This window comes from Paenibacillus sp. FSL R7-0026, assembly GCF_038004485.1.
Taxonomy (GTDB): Bacteria; Bacillota; Bacilli; order Paenibacillales; family Paenibacillaceae; genus Paenibacillus; species Paenibacillus xylanexedens_A.
This window is the reverse complement of the sequence record NZ_JBBORG010000001.1, coordinates 3,331,646-3,356,174: the sequence shown is the minus strand read 5'-3', so window position 1 is coordinate 3,356,174 and position 24,529 is coordinate 3,331,646. Positions and strand designations below refer to the sequence as shown.

The following is a 24,529-nucleotide window of genomic DNA, read 5'->3' as shown; positions in this document are numbered from 1 at the left end:
ATCGGTCAATGTGCACTTGGTCTAACGATATACCGTTAACATTTGATTTTCATTTAGTACAAGCATTTCGGGTTTACGGGTCATCTTGAGTATGGCGGCCTGTTGCAGGGAACCTGACATTAGCCATTCCAGAATGGGATGGGCTTCCTCAGCTTCGATAGAACCAATGCCTTTCTGATGCATGCTTAGCCTTACCTGCTCAGATACGACCGAACCAACGCTGCCCCAATATCCCCAGTTGACCACTTTGATCCGTCCGGGCCATTTCCTGTTCATCTGTGAGGCCAGGGCATCGGCATAACAGCAGGCAGCTACATAGTTGCCCTGACCTGGCAGTTTCATAAAGGAGTTCAGCGAAGAGAAAAACAAGACAAAATCGGGTTGCTTCCGAAGCCGACTCATTAATGCATTCACTTGTTCACTAATTTGAACTTTGGCAGAAAGCACGTTGTTGAAAATCTCCTCATCCATACGCGCCAGGCTTCTGTCAGACAACACTAGTGCAGAGTGGATTATTCCATTCACCTGTCCAAACCGCTTTATGACAGACTCATAAGCCTGTTCCAGACGACCGGGGAGCGAAGCGTCTGCCTGGATATAAAGAGGCTCCGGCCCCAATAGGCCCAACTGTTCGATTTTACGGCGAATCTCGGGACTCATGGGACTTCTTCCTAGCCAGATCACTTGGGCGTTGTAAGTCGCAATCATATAACGTGTCCAGACTTCGCCAATTCCTCCGGCTCCGCCAATAACCAAATAGACCCCTCCCTGCCGATAAGCGGCTAGTGGAACGGGATTGTATTCTACAGGCACTAATTCCTGGCGATACCATTCCTGATCCCTCCACACATATGCGTTTCCGTGGGGGTCCGGTATCATATCTGCAATAGCATCCATTGGGAGAATTTCGCCGCCATTCAGATCAATGACGCGAATGGCCCAATGGGCATATTCCTTAGCAAGTGAACCCGTCAACCCATGAATAGCTGCCTGGTCCGGGTCGATGGTATCATCGAAGGCGAGCGCTTGCGCATTCGTTGTAACTACTGTGAGGTTAAGACTTCTGGAGCCGTATCCCAGGTGCAGAAGGCTTTTGACAAACCTGAAGAAACGAGTAAGTTCGGGTACGAAGCTTTCCTGCTCTTCCCTGTTTGTTTCTGTCATGCGATTCTTGGACATACCGGGGCGACAATGCCAGATCATATGATCGCAATCACCTTCGGCAGCAAGCATATCTACCATCTGTGTCACAGATGCCTGTCTCGGAAAGACAATCTGCCGAAAAGCATTCCCTCTCGGGAAACGGATGTTCATATGGGCATTCTCGCAGAGAATTAGAAGTCTTTCCGCTGAATACACCTCAGTGCCGGAAACGACTTCACTTGATGATTGCTGCTCTAATGGGGCCCACACCGTTGTAAGAACAGCCAGTTTAGCATCATCTTTTTCCGCTGTTGCCGCTGCCGCCGACATGGTCAGATCTTGTGTCCAGGGCTCCAGTGCATGCAGGTTATTTAAATGATCCCCGAACTGATTAGTCAAGCGAGCTTCCTCTCCGGTCCAATCCTGCTGGGATTGGGACGCGGCAGCCCACTTCCGTAACGCCAAACCTTCAAACTTCGCGCAAAGCAATCCATCCTCACTATAGAGCGTGAGATCATAACGAGGCATGGAATTCCCAGGACCACTACCCGCGGTATAACGGACTTCTACCCACATCACAGAAGAACATGGTCTGTAAATCTCCGCTTGTTGCAGTGCATATGGCAGCCAGGGCTCAGGCGAAAGGCCTTCTTCTTGGCTCAACTGGCTCAAATCCATAGCAAGTGCAAGACAGGCCTGAAAAGCCGAATCTAGCATGGATGGATGGAGTCCGTATTCCTCCAGACTTTCTGTACCCGACAATGGCATGGCTAGTCGTGCCATCACGCTGTGCTGTCCTGTATACAAATGTGAGATGCAGCGGTGAGTGCTTCCATAAACCAGTCCTATTTGAGAGAAAAATTGATAACCTCTCTCAGGTGGAACGATCTTGTTGCCATGACACTTATGCCAATCAGCAGGTTGGAATACTGGCGTGTCTCCTGTGGAGCGAATCAGGGAAACGAATCCTTGACTGCATAATACGGATGGAGCCTCAGCCTTCGCATTGCTTGTAATTTCAAACCGGTACCCCTGTTGGTGTCGCTCGGCCTGCAATTCGAGATGTACAGACAACGGCTGATCCTCTACAGATGCGGGATGCAACCATACCAGATCATGCAGACGAATATGATCGTTTCCGTTTTGCTCTCTGTTATGTTCTTCGGGCGGCAGGGAATGCCGTAGAGCTGCTGCAGCCATCTCCAGATGAGCCGCTCCGGGTAATATGCTCACCCCTCGTACTTGATGATCACGCAGAAATGATTCGTTTCCGGTAAAACGTGAGCTAAACCGCTGACTGCCTAAATAACTGGTGTTTTTGTGCAGCAGCGGATGCAGCCATTCTGTCTGGCTTGGCGCTACGACGTTCGTGGTTTCAAAGCCTTCATTCCCTGATGAGGAGGAGGATAAAGAAGGTATCATGTAATGCTCTTCCGCAAAAGGATATCCCGGCAGGCTAATTCGCTGTGGTTTAGCCGTTCCATACCATTGCTGCCAATCCAACTTCATTCCGCGAACCCATTGCTCCAGAAGCCGAACCGTTTTTCGTTTGCGCATCCAGCTGGCTGCCAGTTCCTGCATATCGTCATCGTCTACAAGTCGATTGTCATTCCGTTCAATATCGATCTCTCCGGTGAATATCTGTTCATGTGCCGTTTCCCCGGTGAGATACGCCTGCAATTTGCTTACCATCTCCTTGATGGTATACGCCGTGAAAGCGCATCTGCATTCCATCTCTTCTCTTCCGGTTTGCAGTGTGTAGGCGATCCGGGCGAGATGTAAGTCCGTATAAGCGTTATCCTGAACGGCTTGCGCAAGCTGTCTCACCTTTATCCTGAGACGATCTTCGGTTTTTGCCGATAGAACGATCATTACCGGTGCATTGGGATCCCCTACCATCACCGATTTCTGGTCCACCTTGTTATCCGTCCTGTATTCCTCAAGGATGACATGGGCATTGGCACCGCCTGCCCCGAATGAGGAGATGCCCGCAATCCGCGGATATTCGCGCATGCCTTCAGGTGTATCCAGTACGGGACGAACCCATGGAGTCATGTGCTGCTGAACGTGAAATGGGGTTTGACTGAACCGGATATTCGGGTTGCTGCTCTCTGCATGCAGTGAAGGCACCAGGCAGCCGTGTCGCATTTGCAGTAATATTTTGCTGACCCCGGCGATGCCAGCCGCACTCTCGGCATGGCCGATGTTCGACTTCACCGAGCCGATTGCACAAAATTGTCTATCCGCCGTATGTTTCTCAAATGCCCTGCGCAAGCCTTCGATTTCAATCGGGTCACCCAGTGCTGTACCGGTGCCATGTGCCTCAATATAACTGATGGTCCGGGCATCTACGCCAGATCGCGAGATAGCTTCGCTAATCACCTTTGCCTGCTGGCCTGGATTGGGCACGGTGTACCCTTTTGTTCTACCCGCTGCATTAATCATGCTTCCTTTAACGATGCCGTAAATAAAATCCCCGTCGGCCTCCGCCAGATGAAGCGGCTTGAGGAGTAATGCACCAACACCTTCTCCGTCTACAAAACCGTTGGCTCCCTCTCCAAAAGGACTGCACTCGTTATCTGGAGTCAGCATGGTTTTTTCGGATAACCTGACATAATGAACCGGGTCAACGATCAGATTCACACCGCCTGCGATGGCTAGGTCACAGGTGCCGTTGCGCAGACTTTCCATTGCCAGGTGAATGGCCGTCAAGGAGGAAGAGCATGCCGTATCCACGGCCAGGCTTGGCCCCGTGAAATTAAACGTGTAGGATACCCGATTGGCTATGGACCAAAAGGAAGCTCCCGTAGGATAGTTGCCATTCATTACACCTGCGTACACACCGACTGTACCCGAATTGGCAAGAGCCTGAGGGGTATAGCCGGCATCTTCGATGGCAACATAGACCGTTTGCAGGAACTGCCGCTCCTGAGGGTCCATTTGTTCGGCCTCTTTAGGAGAAATATGGAAGAACAACGGGTCAAAGTGATAGATGCCACGAATAAATCCTCCCCACCTGCTGTAAGACGTTCCTTTTTTTCCTTTCTCCGAATGGTAGTGGGTTCGCCAATCCCAACGTTGTGAAGGTATTTCAGTAATGCAATTTTTGCCCTGCATCAGATTGTTCCAAAATTCTGCCATATCATCAGCCTGAGCGTAACGCCCGGCAAGCCCGATGATGGCTACTTCACTTGTTGCCTCAGATGGTCGTTGCTGCTTGTAACTTTCAGTTAGATGAGTGGCGGCTTCTGCCGAAATTCCACCAATATTCAGTTCAGGCTCTGTTATCGATTTCTGTTGCTTTTTCGTTATCCCAAGCATCGAGATCAGTTCAAACTTGCGCTTTTCCACAAAATGATTGACCAGTGCGTCAAGGGTTGTATATTCAAAAAAGAGCACGCTGCTCACATGCTCCCCCATTTCCTTATTTAGCTGCTCAGTTAACTGAATGATGAGAATTGAATCCAGTCCATACATTTCTAGAGCTTCCGCGGGATCGATTTGCTCTGGTTCTACATCCAGAATGGCACCGATCATCTTTTGTAAATACATCATGCATGCTTGTTTTAATTCCCTGTCATCTACAGCAGGGTTTTTCGAGTTTAACGCGTTTAAGGCTGGTTCTGGTTCTTGAACTGTAATAGTCTTTTGTGGCTTTAGAGGCTCTTCCTTTCCAGCTGTGGGCAGCATCTGAGCCGCTGATGAAAAGGTGTGTTTCTGCCGGACTATTCCGTCACTCGCTGCGCTTATGATTTGCTGGCCCAGTCCTTCGGCATTGGATGCGGGAAATTCTATGTCAAAGTAACCCTCCAGCTCCAGTGCCGCTTTCCACTGATCCGGATGCAACAGCGGAGTGCCGGGAATACGCACCTGTTCGTCTTCGAACAGCCACCATCCGGTTAGCAAGCCAAACGTTACGTGGTTAAACAGGGAATCCTCAATAATTTCGTTGATTAGCAGTTTACCATTCAAGGTCAATAACGCTTTGGCATTGCGCAAAGTATGGCGGATCTGACGTGTGGCGTGCAGCACGTTGGTAGCCACGACCAGGTCATATCGTCCCGCTTCAACTCCCTGAGAATGCAAAGGCTCTTCAATATTGAGCAGGCTGTACGTAAGGTAGGGATAATACGGCCCATATTGTTTCCTTGCATGCTGTAGAAAAGATTTGGAGACGTCCGTGTAACAGTATTCCTGAATAAGTTCACGGCAGGGCTCGAACTTTTGAAACAGCATGGAGCTTGTTCCTCCAGTTCCGGCGCCGATTTCAAGAATGCGGATCTTGCGATTGCCATGCCCGGAGAAATCGCTGATCAGCTGGGCGGCCTCATCTGCAAGCAGTGCATTGAAATAATCAGCAATTGAATTTTGCTTGTATATTCCCTCGACTCTTGACATGGAGCCACCCGGAAACATGATCTCTGTTGCGGACTGTTTGCCAGTAACAATGTCGGGCAGCGCCCGGACCATCACGTCAGCAAGCTCCACCCTTGCTCTCATTTCTGGCTGCGTAATCCAGTGCTCCTTGTGCTCTTCCCAATCAGACCAAGTGTTACTTCGTCCAAATTCACCGAGTTCCGGGTTACGCTGAAGAATGCGAAGCGTGTGGTCCATCCATCGTTGGTATGCAGGAAGCACACCAGGATAAGAAGTGCAGTGCGAAGCTCCTGCCATCGTTCCAACATCTCCAAGCTGTTCCATCTGAACAATTAACACATGCATCAGTTTCTGGTTTAATGAATTCCACAGCTTGTGCTGTAAGGATAACCGCTCGTTATCTTGCATGATTTCGCCCTCCTGTTGGATTACACGCTTCATGCCTAATGTATTGTTATGAATTCTTGCTCGCTGATCGCGTATGGCTTTGCCTCACCAATGATTTTGACCAGTCCCAGTTGAGGAAGTGAACTGGCCAGAAGCAGTTCAAGCGCAGCCATCGCTTCGGGAGGCTCTATCGAGCCAATGCCCTGTTTGGTCATCCGCTCACGATAAGCTGGAGAAGCCACCGTTCCCGTGCTTCCCCAATACCCCCAATTAATGGTTTTAACAGGGTAATGAAGACAACGATGAAGCCACTGGGCGAATGAGTCCTTGAATGTACACCCGGCTGTATAATTGCTTTGCCCGGCAGGTGTGGCAAACGCATTGATGGAGGAGAAAAACAGCATAAAATCAAGCGACTCCTTCTCAAAGACCTCGAGCATTCCCGCGCATACGTTGACTTTTGCATATAATCCTTCATTGAATTGTGGCAAGTCCATTTTCATTACACTGCTGTCTCTGAGTGCAATGGCAGCATGAATAACACCATGAATTGTTCCGTGGCGTTGTTTGATTAACCTGTAGGCCTCATGCAAGGAATCGGGACTGCCTGCATCTGCTGATATATATTCTGGAGCCGGGCCTGTCAGAGCAAGCTTTTCCTGCTCTTTTGCAATATCGGGGTTGAGCGTTGTTCGTCCGATCCAAATGATCTGAGCGTTGTAGTGACTAATCATATACTCGCTCCAAACTTTACCCAATCCGCCAGCACCGCCTATAACGACATATACGCCGCCGCGTCGATAAACCGATTGCTGAATGGAAGGCAGTTTAACAGGCAGTAATTCGCAGCGATGCCACTGTTTGGCCCGATAGACAGTCAGATTGCTCCAAGAGTTCTCAGGCACAATGGGCATGTCGCTAGGCGCTGGCAGACTTCGATCTGCAAAATCAAGATCAACTACCCGGAACGTCCAGTTTTTGTATTCTTTGGCCAAAGAACCGAGGAAGCCATGTATGCTTGCATGGAGCGGATGAACTACATCCTGGGCATGAATGGCTATGGCACTAAAAGTAACTACGGTCCATTGGAGAGGGATCCTGTCATACCCTAGCTGCAATAGACTCTTGACCAAACTGAATACAATAATCACGCCTTCCTCCTGGCTCTGAGTGATCGCGCTGCCATCCTTCCCTTCTGCGTTGCCCAACCCCGAGACCCATAGCAGATGGTCAAACTGTCCGCAGTTTTCCAGTCTTTGGGCCATTTGTTCCACAGTTTCGCCAGGCTTCAGCAATATCAGCGAAGCTCCCGGATATTGTTGTCTAACCTCATCAAGGTATCCGCTCATCTCTACTGTCCCTGCAACAATGATGGCCGTTCTGAGACTCTCTAAAGAAATCCTGCTGTCTTTCTCCAATGGAAGCACACTCCACACAGGAGCCAGCAACTCTGTACCAGGTGGGAAATCTTCGTGCAAATCCCTGGTGATCGTTACCCGCTCCGCATCCTGCATCACGTGCTGCTGCCTCTTCTCTCCCGGTATGCTGCGGCACATGTAATTCCGAATCCGGACACAGACGGTTCCCTTGGCATCCATTAGATCCATGTCCAGCTTCACCACGTTCCCTCCGATTGGACAACCATCACTGAAACGGACATGCACCCACATCTCCGCTGTACACGGTAACAAACAAACCATTTCTTCCATATAAAAAGGAAGCTTCATTCCCTTCTCTTGATCCTGAGGGGTGGCGTTATCGTCAAGCAATAACATCGCTGTCTGCAAGGCCCCATCCATCATGCTAGGATGTAACGCATAATCGCCCAATGTATGCTCTATATGGGAAGGGATCTTCAGATGTGCCAGAGCCTGACCCGAACTGATGTACATTCGCTCAATCGCCTGATGACCTGGTCCATATTCCAGCCCTTGTTCTCGCAAGCGGCCATAGATGGTCTCATGATCCAACAAACTCTCCTCTCGCATGGCTGCAATCAGAGACGAAATATCAAGACGATCAACAGGTGCCAACGAATTCAAGGCGACGCGGCCTGTACCACAGCTCAGACGATCTGGGGCTTCGCTGCCTTCCGCACTGATTTCATATCGCAGAACTCCCCGTTCCATGTCTTCGTAATGTAGTCGAACGGATACCTCAACTGGTCGTTCATTCACGAAAATTGGACTTGTCCAGGCTGCATTCTTAATCTGGAACGCCGCAAAGGAGGAAGAGGGCGCTTGGTTTACACTGTGCAAAGCCAAGCGGGCCATCTCCAGATAAGCCACACCTGGAAGTACCCGTTGCCCTCGAACCCGATGATCGTTGAGAAAAAATTCATGCCCTGTAAAGTCCGAACAGAATCTTGTGTTCTGATTAGCCGAAAGATTGCGGTGAAGCATTGGATGAAGCTGATCATGTTCTTTTTTACTTTCTGTTTCTTGGAAGGAATCCTTCGCCTTTCTACCAAAGTTGGCAGACCAACGGAATGTTTTTCTTTGAAATGCATAACGTGGCAATCGTACTTTCTGATAAGGCTCCTCTTCCGCAAGCTGACGCATATCGAGCTCCATGCCGGACAGCCATAATCGCAGTACATTTTCGTGAAATGGTAATTCCAAGGTCACTTCCTCTGCTTCTTGTCCGGTCTGCTTCATCCAGTCTGTGGCTTTTTCTGAATGAGGTAGAGATATCTTGCGATCCTTTTCATTCTCACTACCGGGTTGAAGGAAGTCATGTAGAAATTGGAATGCGTTGTGCATTCCACCTGTCCGCTGTTGATGCTGACGAATGAGTGTGTACGCGCGTTCTGGCAGCATGAGTCCGGAATTCCGGTTTAACTGCGCTGTGATCCGTGAAAGTTCATGATGTTCCCCTGTCTCGTTCAACAACATCTCGATAATGTCTCTCCGAGTAATAACCTTATCGGCCAGAAGATCAAGCAGTTCCTGTACAGCCGGAATGTCTGACTCTTCCGAGATCTGAAGCTGCCACTTTCGTTTCACCCTGCGCAGCGCATCCATGACTGCAATGCATAGCACAGCCGACATGGAACGGAAAGATTCGCTTGAACTACTGCAGTCAGACGTTTGTTGCAACGGCCATGGGATGGTTGTTCCCGTGCTCTCCTGCCATTCGTCATTCCATTCATTTATGTAGTTCCTGAACGTATACTGATGGGTGTATAAACGATGTGCACGATCCATCAATTCGTCTCGGAACCCGTCGTAAGCCTGTTCCTCCACGATCCGTACAGATTGAATCAAATCATGTACATAGGAATCATCAAAAGCAAAGGGCATGATTAGGGATGAGCTTCCCTCTTGCATGACAGGCCATATGGGGCTGCACAGTCTCACGTCTTCGGCACCCTTCTGATTGAGTAGCACGGAGATCATATCTTCAACAGAAATGTGACCTCCAATGACCCATGCAATCAGCATGCCAATTCCTGTTCCCTGAATCCACCGAGGGGCAAAACCCAGTTGAATCAAGGAATTTGCATGAACATATCCGGCTATAAAACAATACAATTCTCGCCAATCTTCATGCCACGTATCCTGATAGTACCCTGCCATCAAGTCTTCCCATTCTTCCCTCATGCCGTTTGCTTTTAATGCTGCCTCGATTTGCCTTTCTGCCTTACGCAGTAATAACTGAGACGTATGTCCAGAGCATTTCAATTGGGCGTATCCCTCCCATGTGGGACTCTGAATGTTCAGATACCTTGCGGATGCTCCAATTGGCGTGTTGCCGTAACAGTCGGAATTCAGCAATGTCCTGAGCTCTTCTCGGGTATGAGCCCATCCGCCAAACCGATATTTGAAATGCTCTCTGCCTTTAAGCAGCGACAGGCTGATGGCCCGTAGTGTATCTTCCGCATTAGAATGCCTGTCGAACCACTGCTGCCAATCTGCGACATGCTCCTGCAAGCTCGCTTCCGACTTGGCAGACAGCAGAAATAATCTGGAGGGCTCTCTGGAATCCTGCTGAACAGATAGCTTGGAGGGAACAGAGGGTTTAGCAGCAGGTTCGTAGTGTTCGACCACAACATGGGCGTTTACACCTCCGAAACCGAATGAACTTATCCCTGCGCGTAAAGGCTGCCCCCGCTCCCGACTGTGCCAAGTCTCTTGTTTCCGTGCAACCTCCAGCGGGGTGCGCGAAAAAGGAATCATCGGATTCAGCGTCTTCACATGAAGAGAGGCCGGAATTTTCCGATGTTTCATCATCATCATCACTTTAATAAGACCAGCTATGCCCGCTGCACTCTCCAGATGACCGATGTTTGTTTTAACCGATCCAATCTTACAGAATGACCGATCCGGGGTATAGTGCCGAAATGCCTGGGTTAACGCCTCGACCTCAATCGGGTCCCCCAGCGAGGTGCCAGTCCCGTGTGCTTCGACATAGGTAATGGTGCGAGGATCGATATCTGCAGCCTTCCACGCAGCCAAAATGACATCACGCTGTGCCTCCATGCGAGGTGCCGTAATAGACAAACTTTTCCCCGTGTGGTTGACAGCAGAGCCTTTAATGATGCCATAAACCGTATTTCCTTGCTCAACGGCTTCCTCCAACCGCTGTAGAAGCAATACAGCAACCCCGTCTCCCGGGACATATCCATCCGCACTCTGGTCAAATGTTTTGCACTGCCCTGTGGGGCTTAACATTCTTGATTGGGAAAAGGAAACATATTTGAGCGGGTCGAGATTCAAATTCACGGCAGAAGCCAAGGCATAATCACATTCTCCCAGAATCAGGGCACGTCTCGCCTCGTGAATAGCCACAAGTGAAGAAGCGCAGGCCGCATTAATCGGCAGGCTCATGCCACTCAAATTAAACGCATAAGATATCCGGTTCGCAAGCAAGCTCTCATAATTGCCAAGACAGGCGTAACTGTCCGCCTGTGAGGCTTCCATTTGCTGCAAATAACCCGCTGTCATCACGCCGGTATAAACAGCTGTCACCTTCTGCTGAAGCTCTGACAGAGAAATGCCCGAATCCTCGATGCAATGCCACGTATCTTCGAGGAGCAAACGCTGCTGTGGGTCCATGCTCGTAGCCTCACGCGGGGAAATGTTAAAAAAGCTGTGGTCAAAATCATATGCTCCTTCCACCAACCCGCACCATTTGCTTGAGGTTTTGCCTGTGTCATTCGAGTTTGACGAATAAAACTGCTCCAAGTCCCAACGTTCCGGGGGAATCTCAGAGATGGAATTGCGACCTTGAATCAGGTTTTCCCAAAATGAATCATATCCGCCGGCTCCCGGGAAACGGCAGGCCATACCCACAACGGCAATTTCCGTCCTTTTGCTTCCCATCTGAATGTTTCCTCTCCTTTGGTATCGGCATACTGACCTTGCATCTCATCAAGGCTTCATAATTCCCGCAAAGCGCAGCATGTGTGAGAATGACGGTGGTTTGTCACTGTATCCCGACGTAGTCAGCATTTGTTCCTTCAGCAGATTGGGACACTTGCCGATTCGACGAAAAGCAGCATTGCGAAGCGTCACAAAGGCGCGGTTTTTCACAAACCAGCAATAGGTATGAGCTGTGCTGTTGCGCTGGATGAGACGCACATATTTTCTTCTTTTTTTCTCATACAGGCGAAGCTGACTTTCCGAGCAGTCATCGGTAATGAGCGCTTCTTCCAACGTATTCGACAGTTCGACAGCACCCTGAATCGCCAGATTCATTCCCTGTCCCAGTGCCGGACTTAGTGCATGGCATGCATCTCCTAGCAGAACGGCACCGTTAATCGCCCATTTTTTGGTATGCAGATAATAGGCCGGAATGGATTGAACCTGTTTGAAATCCACGATCTGCGATATTTCTTGCTGCAAGTGAGGACACAGGGACAGCAGCATGCCGCGCAACGATTCGATACCGTCCTCACGGATGCGCTGCCATATATCCTTTCGCAAAGCTAGGTAGATCCTCAGCCTTTGGCCGGGCAAAGGAAAGACTCCGCAGCTTACACCTTCGCCAAAGAAAAAGCTGGCCTCTTCCCTGGTATGTGTGACATCGTGAAAAGTAAAAGCGAACATTTTTGCCATCTTTTCCTCATAAGGATAAAGGTGATACTTAAGCCCCAGCTGATCACGAATTTTGGACTTGATGCCGTCTGACCCGACAAGGATTTTGCTGCCGATGCGTACCGTTTTGCCCGCCGAACCTGCTTCGATTCCGCTCACATAATGATCGGTGAACAACAGTTTGCCTGCGTTCATGCCGGGGTAGAAGCGTACATTGGGCATTTCCTCAATGGCATTAAACAGGCTTTGATGAATGTGGTGATGATCCCCGTTCAGCGCATAACGCACAGGCATGTCCATTTCTTCATAGCTGCCCGTAAAACAGTTGACACCCCCAAGCGTGCCGTAGTTTACCCTTGCTACATGAGCGCAGTGTTTGGTTACTTCAGGAAGAACGCCAAGCTTGTCCAGCAGATCGATCGTTATGGGCTGAAGAAAATCACCTTTGGGAATGTTAGGAAATTGTTTTGAGCGTTCAATCAACACCACCTGTCGACCTTTTCTGCCCATGGCCAGTGCCAGCGCCACGCCTGCAATGCCCGCCCCCACAATAAGCACTTCACTTTCAATATCCATTCGATTCCTCCTTATTGGCTTGTCTCACTGCGCATCTAATTGTGCTGGGCCGTTTTATACCAGTTGAAGCAGGCTTTCGTTAAGCAGCTGGGCTGTTTCTTCCATTAACTTCTCTCCGATCAGATGCACATGGCGCTGTGTCCAGGATTCGAGCGTTGTTCCTTGTACCCACTGATTAAAAGCACCGAGTGCCGGACCACAATATACCTGAAAGTCCACCCTGTGCTGATGATTCTCATCCCCCTGAAGCGCCAGTTTGGCGGAGTGCTCCAGATACCATTTGAAAATAACGGCCATTCTGGCCTTGGGACTACGTTGGGCAAGTGCTCTCTCCTGGGTCGTAAGAACGGATTCCATCTCCGCGTAAATGCTGTCAAAGCTCCTTTTGAAATACTGCTCCTGAAGCCTTGTTTTTGTTTTCTCATCGATCTCGTCAATGCTGTCGTACTGGCGATACAGCTCATGCAGTTTGTTAGCACGCGCAGGAAAATAAACACCTTTCTTCAGCACCTGTACTTTGCCTCCCAGTTCAAACATGCCTGCTGCGGGCGCATATCCGGTATCCTGAACGTTGATTTGCTGAAGCAGTTCCTTTACGAGTTGGCTAGTATTGGCTTCGACCGTACATTGATTAATCGAGCCGGTCAGAATAAAGTCCGCCCCCATGACAAATACTGCCGCAGCCGCTTGGGGAGTACCAATACCCCCAGCTGCACCGACCCGGATTGCTTTGGCGTAGCCATGCTTTTTCATCATCTGATTGCGCAGGGACAGCATGGCAGGCAGCAGGGTCATGGATACTGCACCATCGGTATATCCGGCACAGTCGGCTTCTGCACAGATGTCATCCGCCATCGGCAATTGCCGCGCCCATTGGGCCTGTTCAGCGGAAATACGTCCTTCAACCAGCAATTGGTCCAGCATATGTTGCGGAGCTGGACTCATAAACAGCTCTGCTACCTCTGGACGAGAGCATTTGGCGAGAAGAAGATGAGATGAAGCCACAGTACCATCGGATCTGCGATAGATTCCTTTGACCCGATAGTGGACAATTGCCGGAGTCATACCCAGAAATCCTTTTGCTTCCATCTTGTTCAGGCCCAATCTAAGCATTAACTTGACCATCTCTTCCTCGCGCTGAGGGTGGAGAGGATCGTGAAGCACATTTAATCCCCAGCAATGTTGGACAGGCAATTCTTGGCGGATGGACATCACCGCCTCCTCCACTTCTTCAACGCGCAGTCCACCTGTTCCGAGAAAGCCGACCATACCCGCTTTTGCAAGTGTTGTGATCATTGCCACAGATGAAATGCCGCCAAACATGCCTCCCGCAACGTATGCCAGCCTGGCACCATAATCCTGCCTGAATTCAGCGCTGCCCATCCGTTCAGATTGGAAACGCCGCGAACTGCTGAACGGATGGGCAGCGGTTTCAGACACTCGCAATGATTCATCCTTAGGTACGTCCTTTATCACTGCGGGTGAAGCCGGAGGTGGTTCAACAGATAATTTCTCCACAAAAAGTGGCTGAGCCTGAGTCTGGATAGCCTTTACGAGTTTGCTTAGAGCCGTCCCGGGTCCAATCTGTACAATATCGTTAACCCCTTTTCCCATCAGATATCGAATGGTATCGGTCCATTGAACAGAGGACGTCAACTGCTCCACCATGTTGTGTTGCAGATGATCAATTGTATAGGGTCTTGCCCCAACATTGGAAATAACGGATAGCGTCGGGGCAGCAAACTGAAATTGCTTGAGATATGCAGCAAATTGCTGCTTGGCTGCTTCCATATATCTGGAGTGAAATGCGCCGCTCACATTCAAGATGACGTAATTGGATGCACCTTCCTGCTCAAACACAGACTTCGCCTGGATTAGCAAGTCCTGCGGACCCGAAATAACGATCTGACTGGGACTGTTCATATTAGCGATATCCAAGTGGTCAAGGCCATGCTGCGCAAGACTCTTACCCACAACATCCGAATTCAGCCCGATCACAGCTGCCATCCCACCGCCCTCTGCCCTTCCCATTAATTCACCGCGGAACTGGACGATACGTAGTCCGGTTGCAAAATCAAACACGCCTGCAGCCAGCAACGCATTAAATTCACCCAAACTGTGTCCCGCTACATAGTCCGGCTTCCCCTGTTGCTCAAGTTCCCTGTAGTACATCAGGGCATTCACGGTGTACAGGGCCGGCTGGGTGTATTCCGTACGTTTGAGTCGGTCTCCGGGGTCTTCAAGACACAGCTCGCGTATGGAATATCCCAATATTTCATCTGCGGTGCGGACCAGGTCCGGATAAAGATTCCAAACGTCGTGCCCCATGCCCTTGAACTGCGAGCCTTGCCCTGGAAATACATAAGCCCTCATGTTCTGCTCTCCCCTCTGAATGTTCATGGACGGCTGTTGATATTGCCTGGCCACGCTCTCCAATTGTTCCTTATCCCTGTAAAAGGGAGATAACAAAACGACTGCCGCTGATGAAGCTTGTTTTTCTGCAAGCCGCTTCACAAAACCTGCAAGCGTACCGCCCGGACTGATATCGATATAGTGATGCGGTCCGGCAGATTCAAGCTTTTGTATTGCTTCGCGAAAGAGAATTGGTTTTCGGGCAACATGCCAGAAGTGATTTTGTGCAATTCGGGGAGCCTCCCCTCCAGTCATACAGGAGATTAACGGTATATGAGGCGCGGCAAATGTAAATGCCTGCAAATCCTCCGTGTATGCAGCCTCTGCGCTATCAATCCATTGAGAATGATAGGCAAAAGAAACCGGGAGCATCTGACTTAACACAGCATGTGATGTGAGCCACTCCTGTGCTTTTGTCAGTGCATGCACCGGTCCGGAAATAACAAGATGCCCGTCATAATTGACGGACACCAAGGTACAATATTCAATTTCCGGAAGTTCCGGATATAGAGATGCATCTCCCAATATTGCTAACATCGCGCCAGAAGGGCAATGTTGCTCGAATCGTATCGCCTGCTTCATAACAGAGCGCAAGCCATCTTTTGCACTGAATACGCCCGCAATGGCAGCGGCGGCAAATTCCCCAAGGCTGCTGCCAAGGACGTAATCAGGTATCACGCCACGAGTCAATAACGATTGGGCAAGTGCATACTCCACCATATAGATGGCGGGATGCGACAGAATGGTACGTTCGAAGCGGTCCTCATCGGTTGACGATTCGCCGTACATATACTGGACGATTGACTCGCCCCCGCATTCCAAAACCGTTTGATCCAGAGCAAGCATTGTTTCCCTGAACAATGCATCCTGCTCAAACAGCTCCTTCCCCATCTGCGGATACTGCGATCCTTGTCCAGAAAACATAAAAACAACGGGATCGCTCAGTCTGAGCACCTCCTTACAAGCACATCAATAGACATATCAAATAAACTCCGCTATCCCGGATGATAAGGGACAGAAGCTTGTAATTTAACACAAAACTATCATTATATGTGCATTTTCCTATCTTCAACGTGCCGAAACAACGATTGAATTAGTTGAAAAGCTTGTTGAATATACTATAATCAATTTTGTAATTTTTGTAAATGATGGATTTTGTAAATATAGTCATTGCATATCGTAAAATGATGAATAACATCGTATTTTAAATATAAAAATAGAAAAATGGTATGGATTTGTATTATTTATTTTCCATAAATCAGAATCTCGGAATGATTCAATAAATAGATAACGATCAAATAAATAACAATTGATGTTACTTTTATGCTTTGTCTTTCTGAAGAAAAGATATATTCAAGCTTCCGACGTTTTATGAAGACTAGACCAGATTTTGTATCCAGCAGAAGGAATGGTCTTCACTGTAACAAAAGAAAGGCTCGCACAGGCAGGGGATTATTACTTCCCTGCCCAATACGAGCGTCTACGTCAAATTGCACTCAAACGGTTGATCCGGATGTGTACTTGTAGCAATCGTTTCATTTCATGTAGCGATATTCTAGAAGATCCTTCAGATTTGAGATTTTCTGCAGTAGCTTTTCCCCGACATTGGTTTCCCTCACCAGTTTCCGTGCCAGTTCTTTGTCCACCAATCTTTTTAGAGATAATACGTCCGTTCCGTTACATAACACATCTTCTTTTGAGTTAAATTTCTGATGGGCGACGAGCTGCATGCCAAAGGAATTGTACAACAAGGTATATCCGGCAATGCCCGTTGTGGATTGATAGGCTTTGGAGAAACCGCCGTCAATCACGATCATTTTTCCGTTTGCTTTAACAGGGCTCTCTCCACGACTTTCTTTGACTGGCGTGTGACCGTTAATGACATGTCCATGATCGGGATTCAAATCAAACTCCTGTAAGATTTTTCGACAGGTCTCTTCATTTTCACGTAAATGGTAGTAAGGGTTCTTTCTCTCCTTATGTGCTTCTTTATCTTGGATAAAATACCGTTCAAAAGTGGTCATTTCTCTCTTTCCAAAGAGCGAGGAGCATTCCCCTGTCCAGATGTACCATACCATATCCGTCGCCAGATCTTCTGTTTCTTCCGGATGCGCAAAGGCGTAACGTAAGTTTTCTTCAAAAACATCGAGCAATTGACGGCCCGCATATGTCTTGTCTTCAATCTGCATTTCTTCCATATTTCCTTCTTCATCCAAAGGAATACAGCCGTGGATTAACAAATTCCCGTTGTATTTTAAATAAAGGCTACCCTTTTTCATGAGAAAATTCATATGTCTGGCCATCTTTTCGGAATGCTGAACGGAGAACAGCAGCTTTTCCATCACCTGGCGTTCTTCCTCCAGCAATTGTTCAGGCTTCTGCGGATTTACGGTTGCAAAACAGGTGTTTTCCAGCACGTACGTTTTACCGCAGATGTTGATTTCATTGTTGTCGTAATCAATCTGCTCCAGCAAAAGTCTTTCAGACATATTAAAGTATGGGCGTCTCTTGATAATCGGGATTTCAAGTTTAAACTGAATCATGGCAATGGCTTGGTGAATTTTGGTGATCTGCAGAATTTCCTGCTCTGATACATTATGGCCAGCCTGTAGCTTAGGTCTAAAGGGCGGATTGTCTTCATAATATTTCTCCGCCAGGTTTAGCAGTGGGCGCAGATTGATTCCGTATACATCTTCAATGATGTCCAGATTGTCGTATCTGGCGCAGATCCGAATAATATTCGCAAGGCAGGCCAAAGAACCCGCGTAGGCTCCGATCCAGAGGACATCATGGTTACCCCACTGAATGTCTACAGAATGGTAGTTGATTAGTGTATCCATAATTTTATCGGGGTATGGCCCCCGGTCATAGATATCTCCAACCACATGAAGATGGTCAACCACCAGGCGCTGTGTCGTATAGGCAAGGCCGATAATGAGATTGTCCGCCTGGCCCAAGGATATAATTTGTCGATATATTTCCTCGTAATAAGGATCCTTATTGTTGGTCGAATCCGTCTTGTATAGAAGCTCTTCTACAATATATACATATTGCTCCGGCAGCGCTTTGCGCAATTTTGAGCGTGTATACTTGGAAGAGGCATAAGAAATAAGCTTAAGCATGTGTTCAATTGTTAGTCTATACCACTGGTTCAAAGCCTGTTTATTGCTCAGTTCCCCTATAACCAGCTGTATTTTTTCTTCCGGGTAATAAACCAACGCCGCAAAATCATTGATTTCTTGATCCGTCCAAACCTCCCGGAATAATTCTTTGATTTTTTCTTTGACGGTACCCGAACCGTTTCGTAGTACGTGCTGAAAAGCCTGGAACTCCCCATGCAAATCACTGACAAAATGCTCTGTTCCCTTCGGGAGATTGGAGATCGCTTCAAGGTTGATGATCTCTGTTATGATTTTTTCTTCCGTATCATATTTTACGGCCAATAAATCTAGAAACTGCTCATCCAAAACAGATGTCCCCCTTCAAGGTAGTATGGTGTTGTATAGCCGGGTCCAAAAGCTTTAGACCTATATCAAATTACACTCTATAATTGGCATTGATTATATGATAATTATCAGCAACGCCTTCCCCCATCATACTCCAGTTCATCATATATGAACAAATTTCATTGAATGGATTTGAATGAACAATGTTTGTAGTTATTTTAGGAATAAGAAGTGTGTTCAATCTGCTCTGGTCCCTTGAGATTTTTTTACTAACTGCTATTTTACACAATGAAAAATAAACGATCTATTCTCAGAATTTGCTTCTTTGAATTCCCAATCACCATATGTTTTAATTTTTGAAAAACCTATTTGTTTCAGCGACTCATCGAATTCTTCTTGATTTCGAAACCTCAGCTGAATTTTTTCATGAACTAACACATTGTCTGTTTTAGTATTTTTTACAATTTCATAGAAAGTGTAAATATCTCCCTCAAACCCTTCATATTCTGTATAGATTTCTAAAGGTTCTCCACTCAGCCTATCTTTAGCTAAGTCAGGAGTTTTGTCCTTCTCCCATTCTTCCCATACTTTTACCAAAGGGTTTCTTGTATCAAAAATAAAGTGACCCCCAATTTTTAGGGATCGGAATACGTCTGAGATTACTCGCTTCCAACTGTCATCTGTAAGAAATACCTGTGCAACATTGGCTGTCATAATTACCGCATCATAGGTATTGGTTTGTAATTCCGCACTATCACCTATAATCCAATTCACATTTCCAGAATCATCTTTACTTCGCGCCATTTCAATCGCTTCTTCATTGGGATCTATAGCGGTAATTTTATAGCCGCACGGAACAAGATGAGTAGTCCATCTTCCTGTTCCACAGCCCAGGTCAGCTATAGATTCAACTTGTAATCTCTTTAACAATGCAAGGAAAAATTCATCGTCTTTTCCCCAATGGTTAATCTGGTCGTATACTAATGGAATCATAAATAATGTCTCCCCTCTTTCAACAGCGTTTTACTGTGCTTAACAGTTTGATGTCTCGTACATAAGCTATACGGTTTTATTCTCACTCTGTGAACCAAAAACTACCCTGGTTGCTTCTATAAAAGATAACATCATTGGTGAAAGCCACTTGTCTTTATGCCACAACATCTGTGTATATACCTGCAAGTCCGGAATTTGCCATGGGAGGACAACAAGTTCTCCACGTTCAACTTCAGATTCCGCGACGATCTCAGGAAGAAAGGCAATACCGATTCCTGAAATTGCACATTGTTTAATGGCTTCAGCACTTTGAAACTCTAAATATGTAATGTTATCAATGCCCTCTTTCTCAAATGACCGATCAAACATCGTTCGATAGGGACAACCCTTCTCATTTGTCAGGAACACTTCATAATGAAAATCTTCCAATTGCAGCACAGTTCGTTTGGCGAGTGGGTGATCTGGAGTAGCTAACAATCGGAAATGTTCTTCCAGCAAAGGTTCCACGGAAAGTCCACTCGAGCGAATGGGTTCATCCAACATATAAACAATATCCGTGGTTCCCTCAAAGAGCGTTTGTTTGAGCTCTTGGTTCGGAACTGAGCGGAAGATGAGACGAACTCCCGGATGCTGCGAACGAAAACGTTGGAAGACAGGTGGAAGCCGGTAAGAGCAAATTACCTCATTCGCACTTATCGTTAAGGTACCACTTAGTTTTTCATTATCATGGACAGCACTACGAGCTTCGTCCATTTTTTCAAGAACGCCTTGGGCGTGTGTTAAAAAGCGTTTACCTGCAGTTGTGAGCGCGAGTTGCTTGCCCAACCGATCAAAGAGGCGAACACCTAGCTCATCTTCCAATGCTTTAATTTGCATCGTGACGTTGGAAGGAACGTAGCTCAGCACTTCTGCTGCCCGCGTGAAATTCAATGTTTTTGCAACCGTACAAAACGTATTCAGTTGACGCAATTCCATCCGATAATCCCCCCTTCATCTTTCAATTTTATTGAATACTATTATGAATTCTGTTCACTTTTATTGAGAGTATCACAGCTCTATACTGAGTACAAGAGATCACAGTGAACCTGTGGTTTTTCATTTTGAAGGGAGCAATTATACGATGGATTATGAAATTTTTAATTTGGGTGATGTCATCTTACAATCAGGAGTGACGTTACCAAATGCTTTTCTTGCTTATAAAACATACGGAAAATTAAATGAACAGAAAGATAATGTTATTGTCTATCCAACGGCTTTTGGTGATCAACATGTTCAAAATGAATGGCTCATTGGCAGTGGGATGGCACTCGATCCAGAGAAATATTTTATTATCGTTCCCAATTTGATGGGCAATGGCCTCTCTTCCTCTCCCAGTAACACGCCTCCTCCATTCGATCGGGCTAACTTTCCACAGGTAACCATCTATGACAACGTTCGATTCCAGCACCAACTGCTGACCGAAAAATTCGGTATTGAAAAGATTGCTCTTGTCGTCGGGTGGTCGATGGGTGGCATTCAGGCATTTCAATGGGGAGCAAGTTACCCGGAGATGGTTGAACGAATCGCACCTTTTGGAGGCATCGCCAAACCTTGGCCTCACACATTTGTGGTCCTGGAAGGCGTGAAAGCTTCACTGCTATCTGCAGTCGGCTTCGACTCAAGTAAATTAAACCAACTAAGTTCGATAGACATGCGTGCCGTTGGTCGGGTCTATGCGGGATGGGGACTATCACATGCGTTTTATAGAGAAGAGCTTTACCGTGAGATGGGATTTGACACATTGGAGGATTTTGTAGCTGGTGTTTGGGAAAATAGCTTTATGAATATGGATCCGCATAATGTTCTGGCCATGTTATGGACAGGACAACATGCAGATATCAGTGCAAATCCCTCCTATAACGGAGACTTTGATAAAGCACTTCAGAGCATAAAAGCATTTGCATGTATCATGCCGGGAAGCACGGATCTCTTCTGCACAGCAGACGATAATGAATACGAAGCTAAGCGTATACCTAATGCTGTCTTGAAACCAATCCAATCGATCTGGGGCCATTTTGCCGGTCGTGGAATCAACAGTGCCGATAATCAATTTATTGATGACAATCTAAAACACTTGTTGTCACTTAGCATTAATGAATAGATCGTCACTTGCGTTGGGAACTCAGTGAAGAGAAGCATTGATCTTTCGGAGGGAGAGCTCCCCCCAAGCAGTGGTGTTGTTGAGTGATGATGTAGAAATGAAGGAACCAGCAATAATGAAGTTGAGGATCTTATTCCGATGTTTCTTTGCATCCTCTGCCAGTCTCATTTCTATGGCTTTCATCTTTAATTCCACCGGATAACTCACTCTGGTTGCCATTACAAACACACCTCCAAGATGATCTCCCTATCTTACGACAAGGTTTCATTCTCTTGAAGGTGTGTTTGATTAATACATATTCCTAATGATTATAACTACAATTAAGTAAGTACAGTCATCGCCTCTCTTGTGAATGGAACCAGATCATCAGTACGTCCTTCTTGAATTTTCTTAACCCATTCAGGGTCGACTAGAAGAGCACGGCCTACAGCAACCAGATCAAACTCATTATTCTGAAGTCGTTGTACCAATCCTTCGATACTGGCGTTACTTGCGCCTTTACCTTCTGTGAAGAGACTTGTAAAGTCACCATCAAGACCAATCGATCCAACAGTGATTGTCGGTTTACCAGTCAGTTTTTTGGTCCATCCAGCAAAATTCAGATCAGACCCTTCGAATTCCGGCTCCCAGAAACGGCGTGTGGAACAGTGGAAGATATCAACTCCGGCTTGAACCAACGGTGCGAGAAGCTGCTCCAGTAATTCCGGAGTTTCAGCCAATTTAGCCTGATAATCATCTGTCTTCCACTGAGATAAACGCAGTACAATAGGGAATTCCGATCCCACTACTTTACGGCAAGCCTCAATCACTTCAACTGCAAAACGTGTGCGAGCCATCATATCTCCACCGTAACGATCCGTACGGGAGTTGGTTTTCTCATACAGGAATTGGTCGATCAGATAGCCGTGTGCTCCATGGATTTCAACACCATCGAATCCAACGCGTTTCGCTTCTGAGGCTGCTTGTGCGAATTCCTGAACGATTGTAGCAATCTCAGCTTCCGAATAATCATTAACATGACCTTTGGCTCCCATATGCCAGATCTGTGGAATAATTCGACCACCAGCTTCATGTACTTCAGATACAACATGTGCCCAACCATTCATTGCAGCTTCGCCATAAAAGTGCGGCACATTGGCTTGATTGGATGCATCCGGATGATTAATTATTGTCCCTTCCGTCACAATAAGCCCCACTGCGTTCTCTGCTCTGCGGCGGTAATAGCCCGCAACATTCGAACCCGGGATACCGTCCGGAGAAAATTGACGCGTCATCGGCGCCATCACGATCCGATTGGATAACTTCAAGTGACCTAACTCTATAGGTTGGAACAATGCTTCTACGGATTGAGAATAATTCATAATAACCTCCACATATTTCGTTTTATATAAATTGACCTAGGAGATGTTAAACAGCAACCAGCCTGGTTAACAGCTAGACGTTATTTCCAAATGAATCAATACACGATTTTTATCGAAAAGCCCCACCTCCTTCAAGGTTTCGTGGTGCATTAATCCGCCTTCATTTATTTTTGACTTCGTAGTCAAGAATTTTACAAAAAAAAGATCAAGACATGATCATGCCAAATGAAGTACGCAGAACCGTCTCGATCTGTTCACGGGATGAACCTGATTTCTCCATAACTCTCACACCAAGAATGGTGTTATTTAGATAAGATGCAAGCTCTATACTCGTATACCGGTTGGAAATTAACTGTTGTTTCTGGCCACTACTTATGATCTTCTCTAATACCAGTTGAATCTCTTCTGCCATGAGCTCAGCTTCGCGTGTGACCTGCTCGTCATCTGTTCCGAATTCGAGTGATGCATTCACAATTAGACACCCTTGGCAACTAGTTTCATCGTCTAAAAGGGAATATCGTAAGGCATCCAGTTTATCAACGGGAGACGAATCCAGGGTTTCAATCTCTTTCAGTTTCGCTATAACCTGTTCACGGTAAAGTGCCAGCGCCTTCAGGAACAACGATCGCTTGTCTTTAAAAACACAGTACAAACTTTGCTTTTTTACTCCTGTAGTACGCGTAAGATCCTCATAAGAAGTTGCTTTGAAGCCTTGATTCCAGAACACTTCCATAGACTGGTGTAATACACGATCGACATCAAATTCTCTTGGTCTACTCATGGGATTAATGTATCAGTTATTGACCATGCAGTCAAGAACTGATCATTTTACATCCTGTTTGAAAGAGGATGGTCACAATGGATAAACATAAATTTTTGTATAGATGAACAAAAGCACCGATTCTCCCCAAAGTGTGAAGACAGGTGCCTCGATAAATATTCTAATCGATATTGATACCACGTTCCTAACCTTTTCACTTGAATGCGGTCTAACTCTTCCGGTAAGCAACCTTGTGAAAAGCATTGATATAACGAAACAGTGCTTCACCATCATCAGGCACATGCGTACTTGTATCCAGTGGCAGCATCATTGCCTGATACGGCTCTGGCACCATTCTATATTGATGGACATAGGAGGTTAGGATGAACCCGTTGCGTTGCCAGAACTGAATGCGTTCCTGATGAGTCTCCGTTGTCCCGAACTCCGCCTCGATAATCATACCTTTGATCCGGTGTTCTCTTAACGCCCAGGCTCTGAGCTGTTCTAACATCCAGGTCCCTATGCCCCACCCACGCATCTTCTGTTCAACCGCGAGGTAATCGATGATCAGGATGCGCTCCGCAACCTTCCCCTCCAGTCCAGTAACAGCCATCGCAACCACTTCTCCATGATGCACGCCCGTGTGTAAATAACCAATCTTCCGGTCCAGCATACTGCGTAGAATCGCTTTTGTCTTAGCGCCGCTTTGAAAAGCCTCATGATAGATTCGCTCCATCCGCGCCCACAATGCTTCATCCCACTCCTCTATAGTCGTAAACTCTAATTCCAGCATCTCATTCGCCTCCAGCTTTAGCCGATTGTTTTCAATAGCCTCAGCTCCATACAAAATAGTTAGATTAACCAAGAAATCGCTTATGCGAATATTAAGTATCCCC

The 24,529-nt window shown here is 47.1% G+C and carries 12 protein-coding genes; 1 reads left to right on the top strand and 11 read right to left on the bottom strand.

Annotation, left to right across the window (positions count from 1 at the left end):
• Nucleotides 1-21: 21 nt before the first annotated feature.
• From MKY44_RS14935 to MKY44_RS14905, 7 genes are all read right to left on the bottom strand, one after another.
• Complete coding sequence (locus MKY44_RS14935) at nt 22-5,928, bottom strand: type I polyketide synthase (protein WP_341007691.1); 5,907 nt, start codon at nt 5,926-5,928, stop codon at nt 22-24.
• A 35-nt stretch (nt 5,929-5,963) separates the two neighbouring features.
• The gene (locus MKY44_RS14930) at nt 5,964-11,231 is read right to left on the bottom strand and encodes an SDR family NAD(P)-dependent oxidoreductase (protein WP_341007690.1); all 5,268 of its coding nucleotides are present in this window, start codon (nt 11,229-11,231) and stop codon (nt 5,964-5,966) included.
• A gap of 48 nt (nt 11,232-11,279) precedes the next feature.
• Complete coding sequence (locus MKY44_RS14925) at nt 11,280-12,521, bottom strand: FAD-dependent oxidoreductase (protein ID WP_341007689.1); 1,242 nt, start codon at nt 12,519-12,521, stop codon at nt 11,280-11,282.
• 54 nt (nt 12,522-12,575) lie between these two features.
• Complete coding sequence (gene fabD / locus MKY44_RS14920) at nt 12,576-15,857, bottom strand: ACP S-malonyltransferase (RefSeq protein ID WP_341007688.1); 3,282 nt, start codon at nt 15,855-15,857, stop codon at nt 12,576-12,578.
• Nucleotides 15,858-16,468: 611 nt separating this feature from the next.
• Nucleotides 16,469-18,400 carry a fructose-1,6-bisphosphatase gene (locus MKY44_RS14915; protein WP_341007687.1) on the bottom strand — a complete coding sequence of 644 codons (1,932 nt, stop codon included), beginning with the start codon at nt 18,398-18,400 and terminating at the stop codon, nt 16,469-16,471.
• 255 nt (nt 18,401-18,655) lie between these two features.
• Nucleotides 18,656-19,372: a class I SAM-dependent methyltransferase gene (locus MKY44_RS14910; protein WP_341007686.1), complete on the bottom strand. Its 717-nt coding sequence runs from the start codon at nt 19,370-19,372 to the stop codon at nt 18,656-18,658.
• A 66-nt stretch (nt 19,373-19,438) separates the two neighbouring features.
• Entirely contained in the window at nt 19,439-20,347 is a 909-nt protein-coding gene (locus tag MKY44_RS14905; protein ID WP_341007685.1) for a LysR family transcriptional regulator, read from the bottom strand.
• A 145-nt stretch (nt 20,348-20,492) separates the two neighbouring features.
• Here MKY44_RS14905 and MKY44_RS14900 point away from each other — a divergent pair, with 145 nt between their 5' ends.
• Nucleotides 20,493-21,512, top strand: coding sequence for an alpha/beta fold hydrolase (locus MKY44_RS14900; protein WP_341007684.1), 1,020 nt, complete (start codon nt 20,493-20,495; stop codon nt 21,510-21,512).
• 21 nt (nt 21,513-21,533) lie between these two features.
• On the opposite strand, the gene MKY44_RS14895 is transcribed toward MKY44_RS14900, so the two are convergent.
• The 4 genes from MKY44_RS14895 to MKY44_RS14880 form a co-directional block, all read right to left on the bottom strand.
• Complete coding sequence (locus MKY44_RS14895; protein WP_341007683.1) at nt 21,534-21,731, bottom strand: hypothetical protein; 198 nt, start codon at nt 21,729-21,731, stop codon at nt 21,534-21,536.
• A gap of 101 nt (nt 21,732-21,832) precedes the next feature.
• On the bottom strand, nt 21,833-22,873 hold the full coding sequence (locus MKY44_RS14890) for an NADH:flavin oxidoreductase (protein WP_341007682.1): 1,041 nt from the start codon (nt 22,871-22,873) through the stop codon (nt 21,833-21,835).
• 205 nt (nt 22,874-23,078) lie between these two features.
• A complete protein-coding gene (locus tag MKY44_RS14885) occupies nt 23,079-23,654 on the bottom strand; it encodes a TetR/AcrR family transcriptional regulator (protein ID WP_341007681.1) in 576 nt (191 codons plus the stop codon).
• Between the two features lie 208 nt (nt 23,655-23,862).
• A complete protein-coding gene (locus MKY44_RS14880) occupies nt 23,863-24,426 on the bottom strand; it encodes a GNAT family N-acetyltransferase (protein ID WP_341007680.1) in 564 nt (187 codons plus the stop codon).
• Between the last annotated feature and the right edge of the window lie 103 nt (nt 24,427-24,529).

What these genes read in the sequence shown, in the direction of transcription:
- MKY44_RS14935 (WP_341007691.1), bottom strand. Translation starts at nt 5,928, where the DNA reads ATGCAAGATAACGAGCGGTTATCCTTACAGCACAAGCTGTGGAATTCA.
- MKY44_RS14930 (WP_341007690.1), bottom strand. Translation starts at nt 11,231, where the DNA reads ATGGGAAGCAAAAGGACGGAAATTGCCGTTGTGGGTATGGCCTGCCGT.
- MKY44_RS14925 (WP_341007689.1), bottom strand. Translation starts at nt 12,521, where the DNA reads ATGGATATTGAAAGTGAAGTGCTTATTGTGGGGGCGGGCATTGCAGGC.
- fabD (WP_341007688.1), bottom strand. Translation starts at nt 15,857, where the DNA reads ATGTTTTCTGGACAAGGATCGCAGTATCCGCAGATGGGGAAGGAGCTG.
- MKY44_RS14910 (WP_341007686.1), bottom strand. Translation starts at nt 19,372, where the DNA reads ATGATTCCATTAGTATACGACCAGATTAACCATTGGGGAAAAGACGAT.
- MKY44_RS14905 (WP_341007685.1), bottom strand. Translation starts at nt 20,347, where the DNA reads ATGGAATTGCGTCAACTGAATACGTTTTGTACGGTTGCAAAAACATTG.
- MKY44_RS14900 (WP_341007684.1), top strand. Translation starts at nt 20,493, where the DNA reads ATGGATTATGAAATTTTTAATTTGGGTGATGTCATCTTACAATCAGGA.
- MKY44_RS14895 (WP_341007683.1), bottom strand. Translation starts at nt 21,731, where the DNA reads ATGGCAACCAGAGTGAGTTATCCGGTGGAATTAAAGATGAAAGCCATA.
- MKY44_RS14890 (WP_341007682.1), bottom strand. Translation starts at nt 22,873, where the DNA reads ATGAATTATTCTCAATCCGTAGAAGCATTGTTCCAACCTATAGAGTTA.
- MKY44_RS14885 (WP_341007681.1), bottom strand. Translation starts at nt 23,654, where the DNA reads ATGAGTAGACCAAGAGAATTTGATGTCGATCGTGTATTACACCAGTCT.
- MKY44_RS14880 (WP_341007680.1), bottom strand. Translation starts at nt 24,426, where the DNA reads ATGCTGGAATTAGAGTTTACGACTATAGAGGAGTGGGATGAAGCATTG.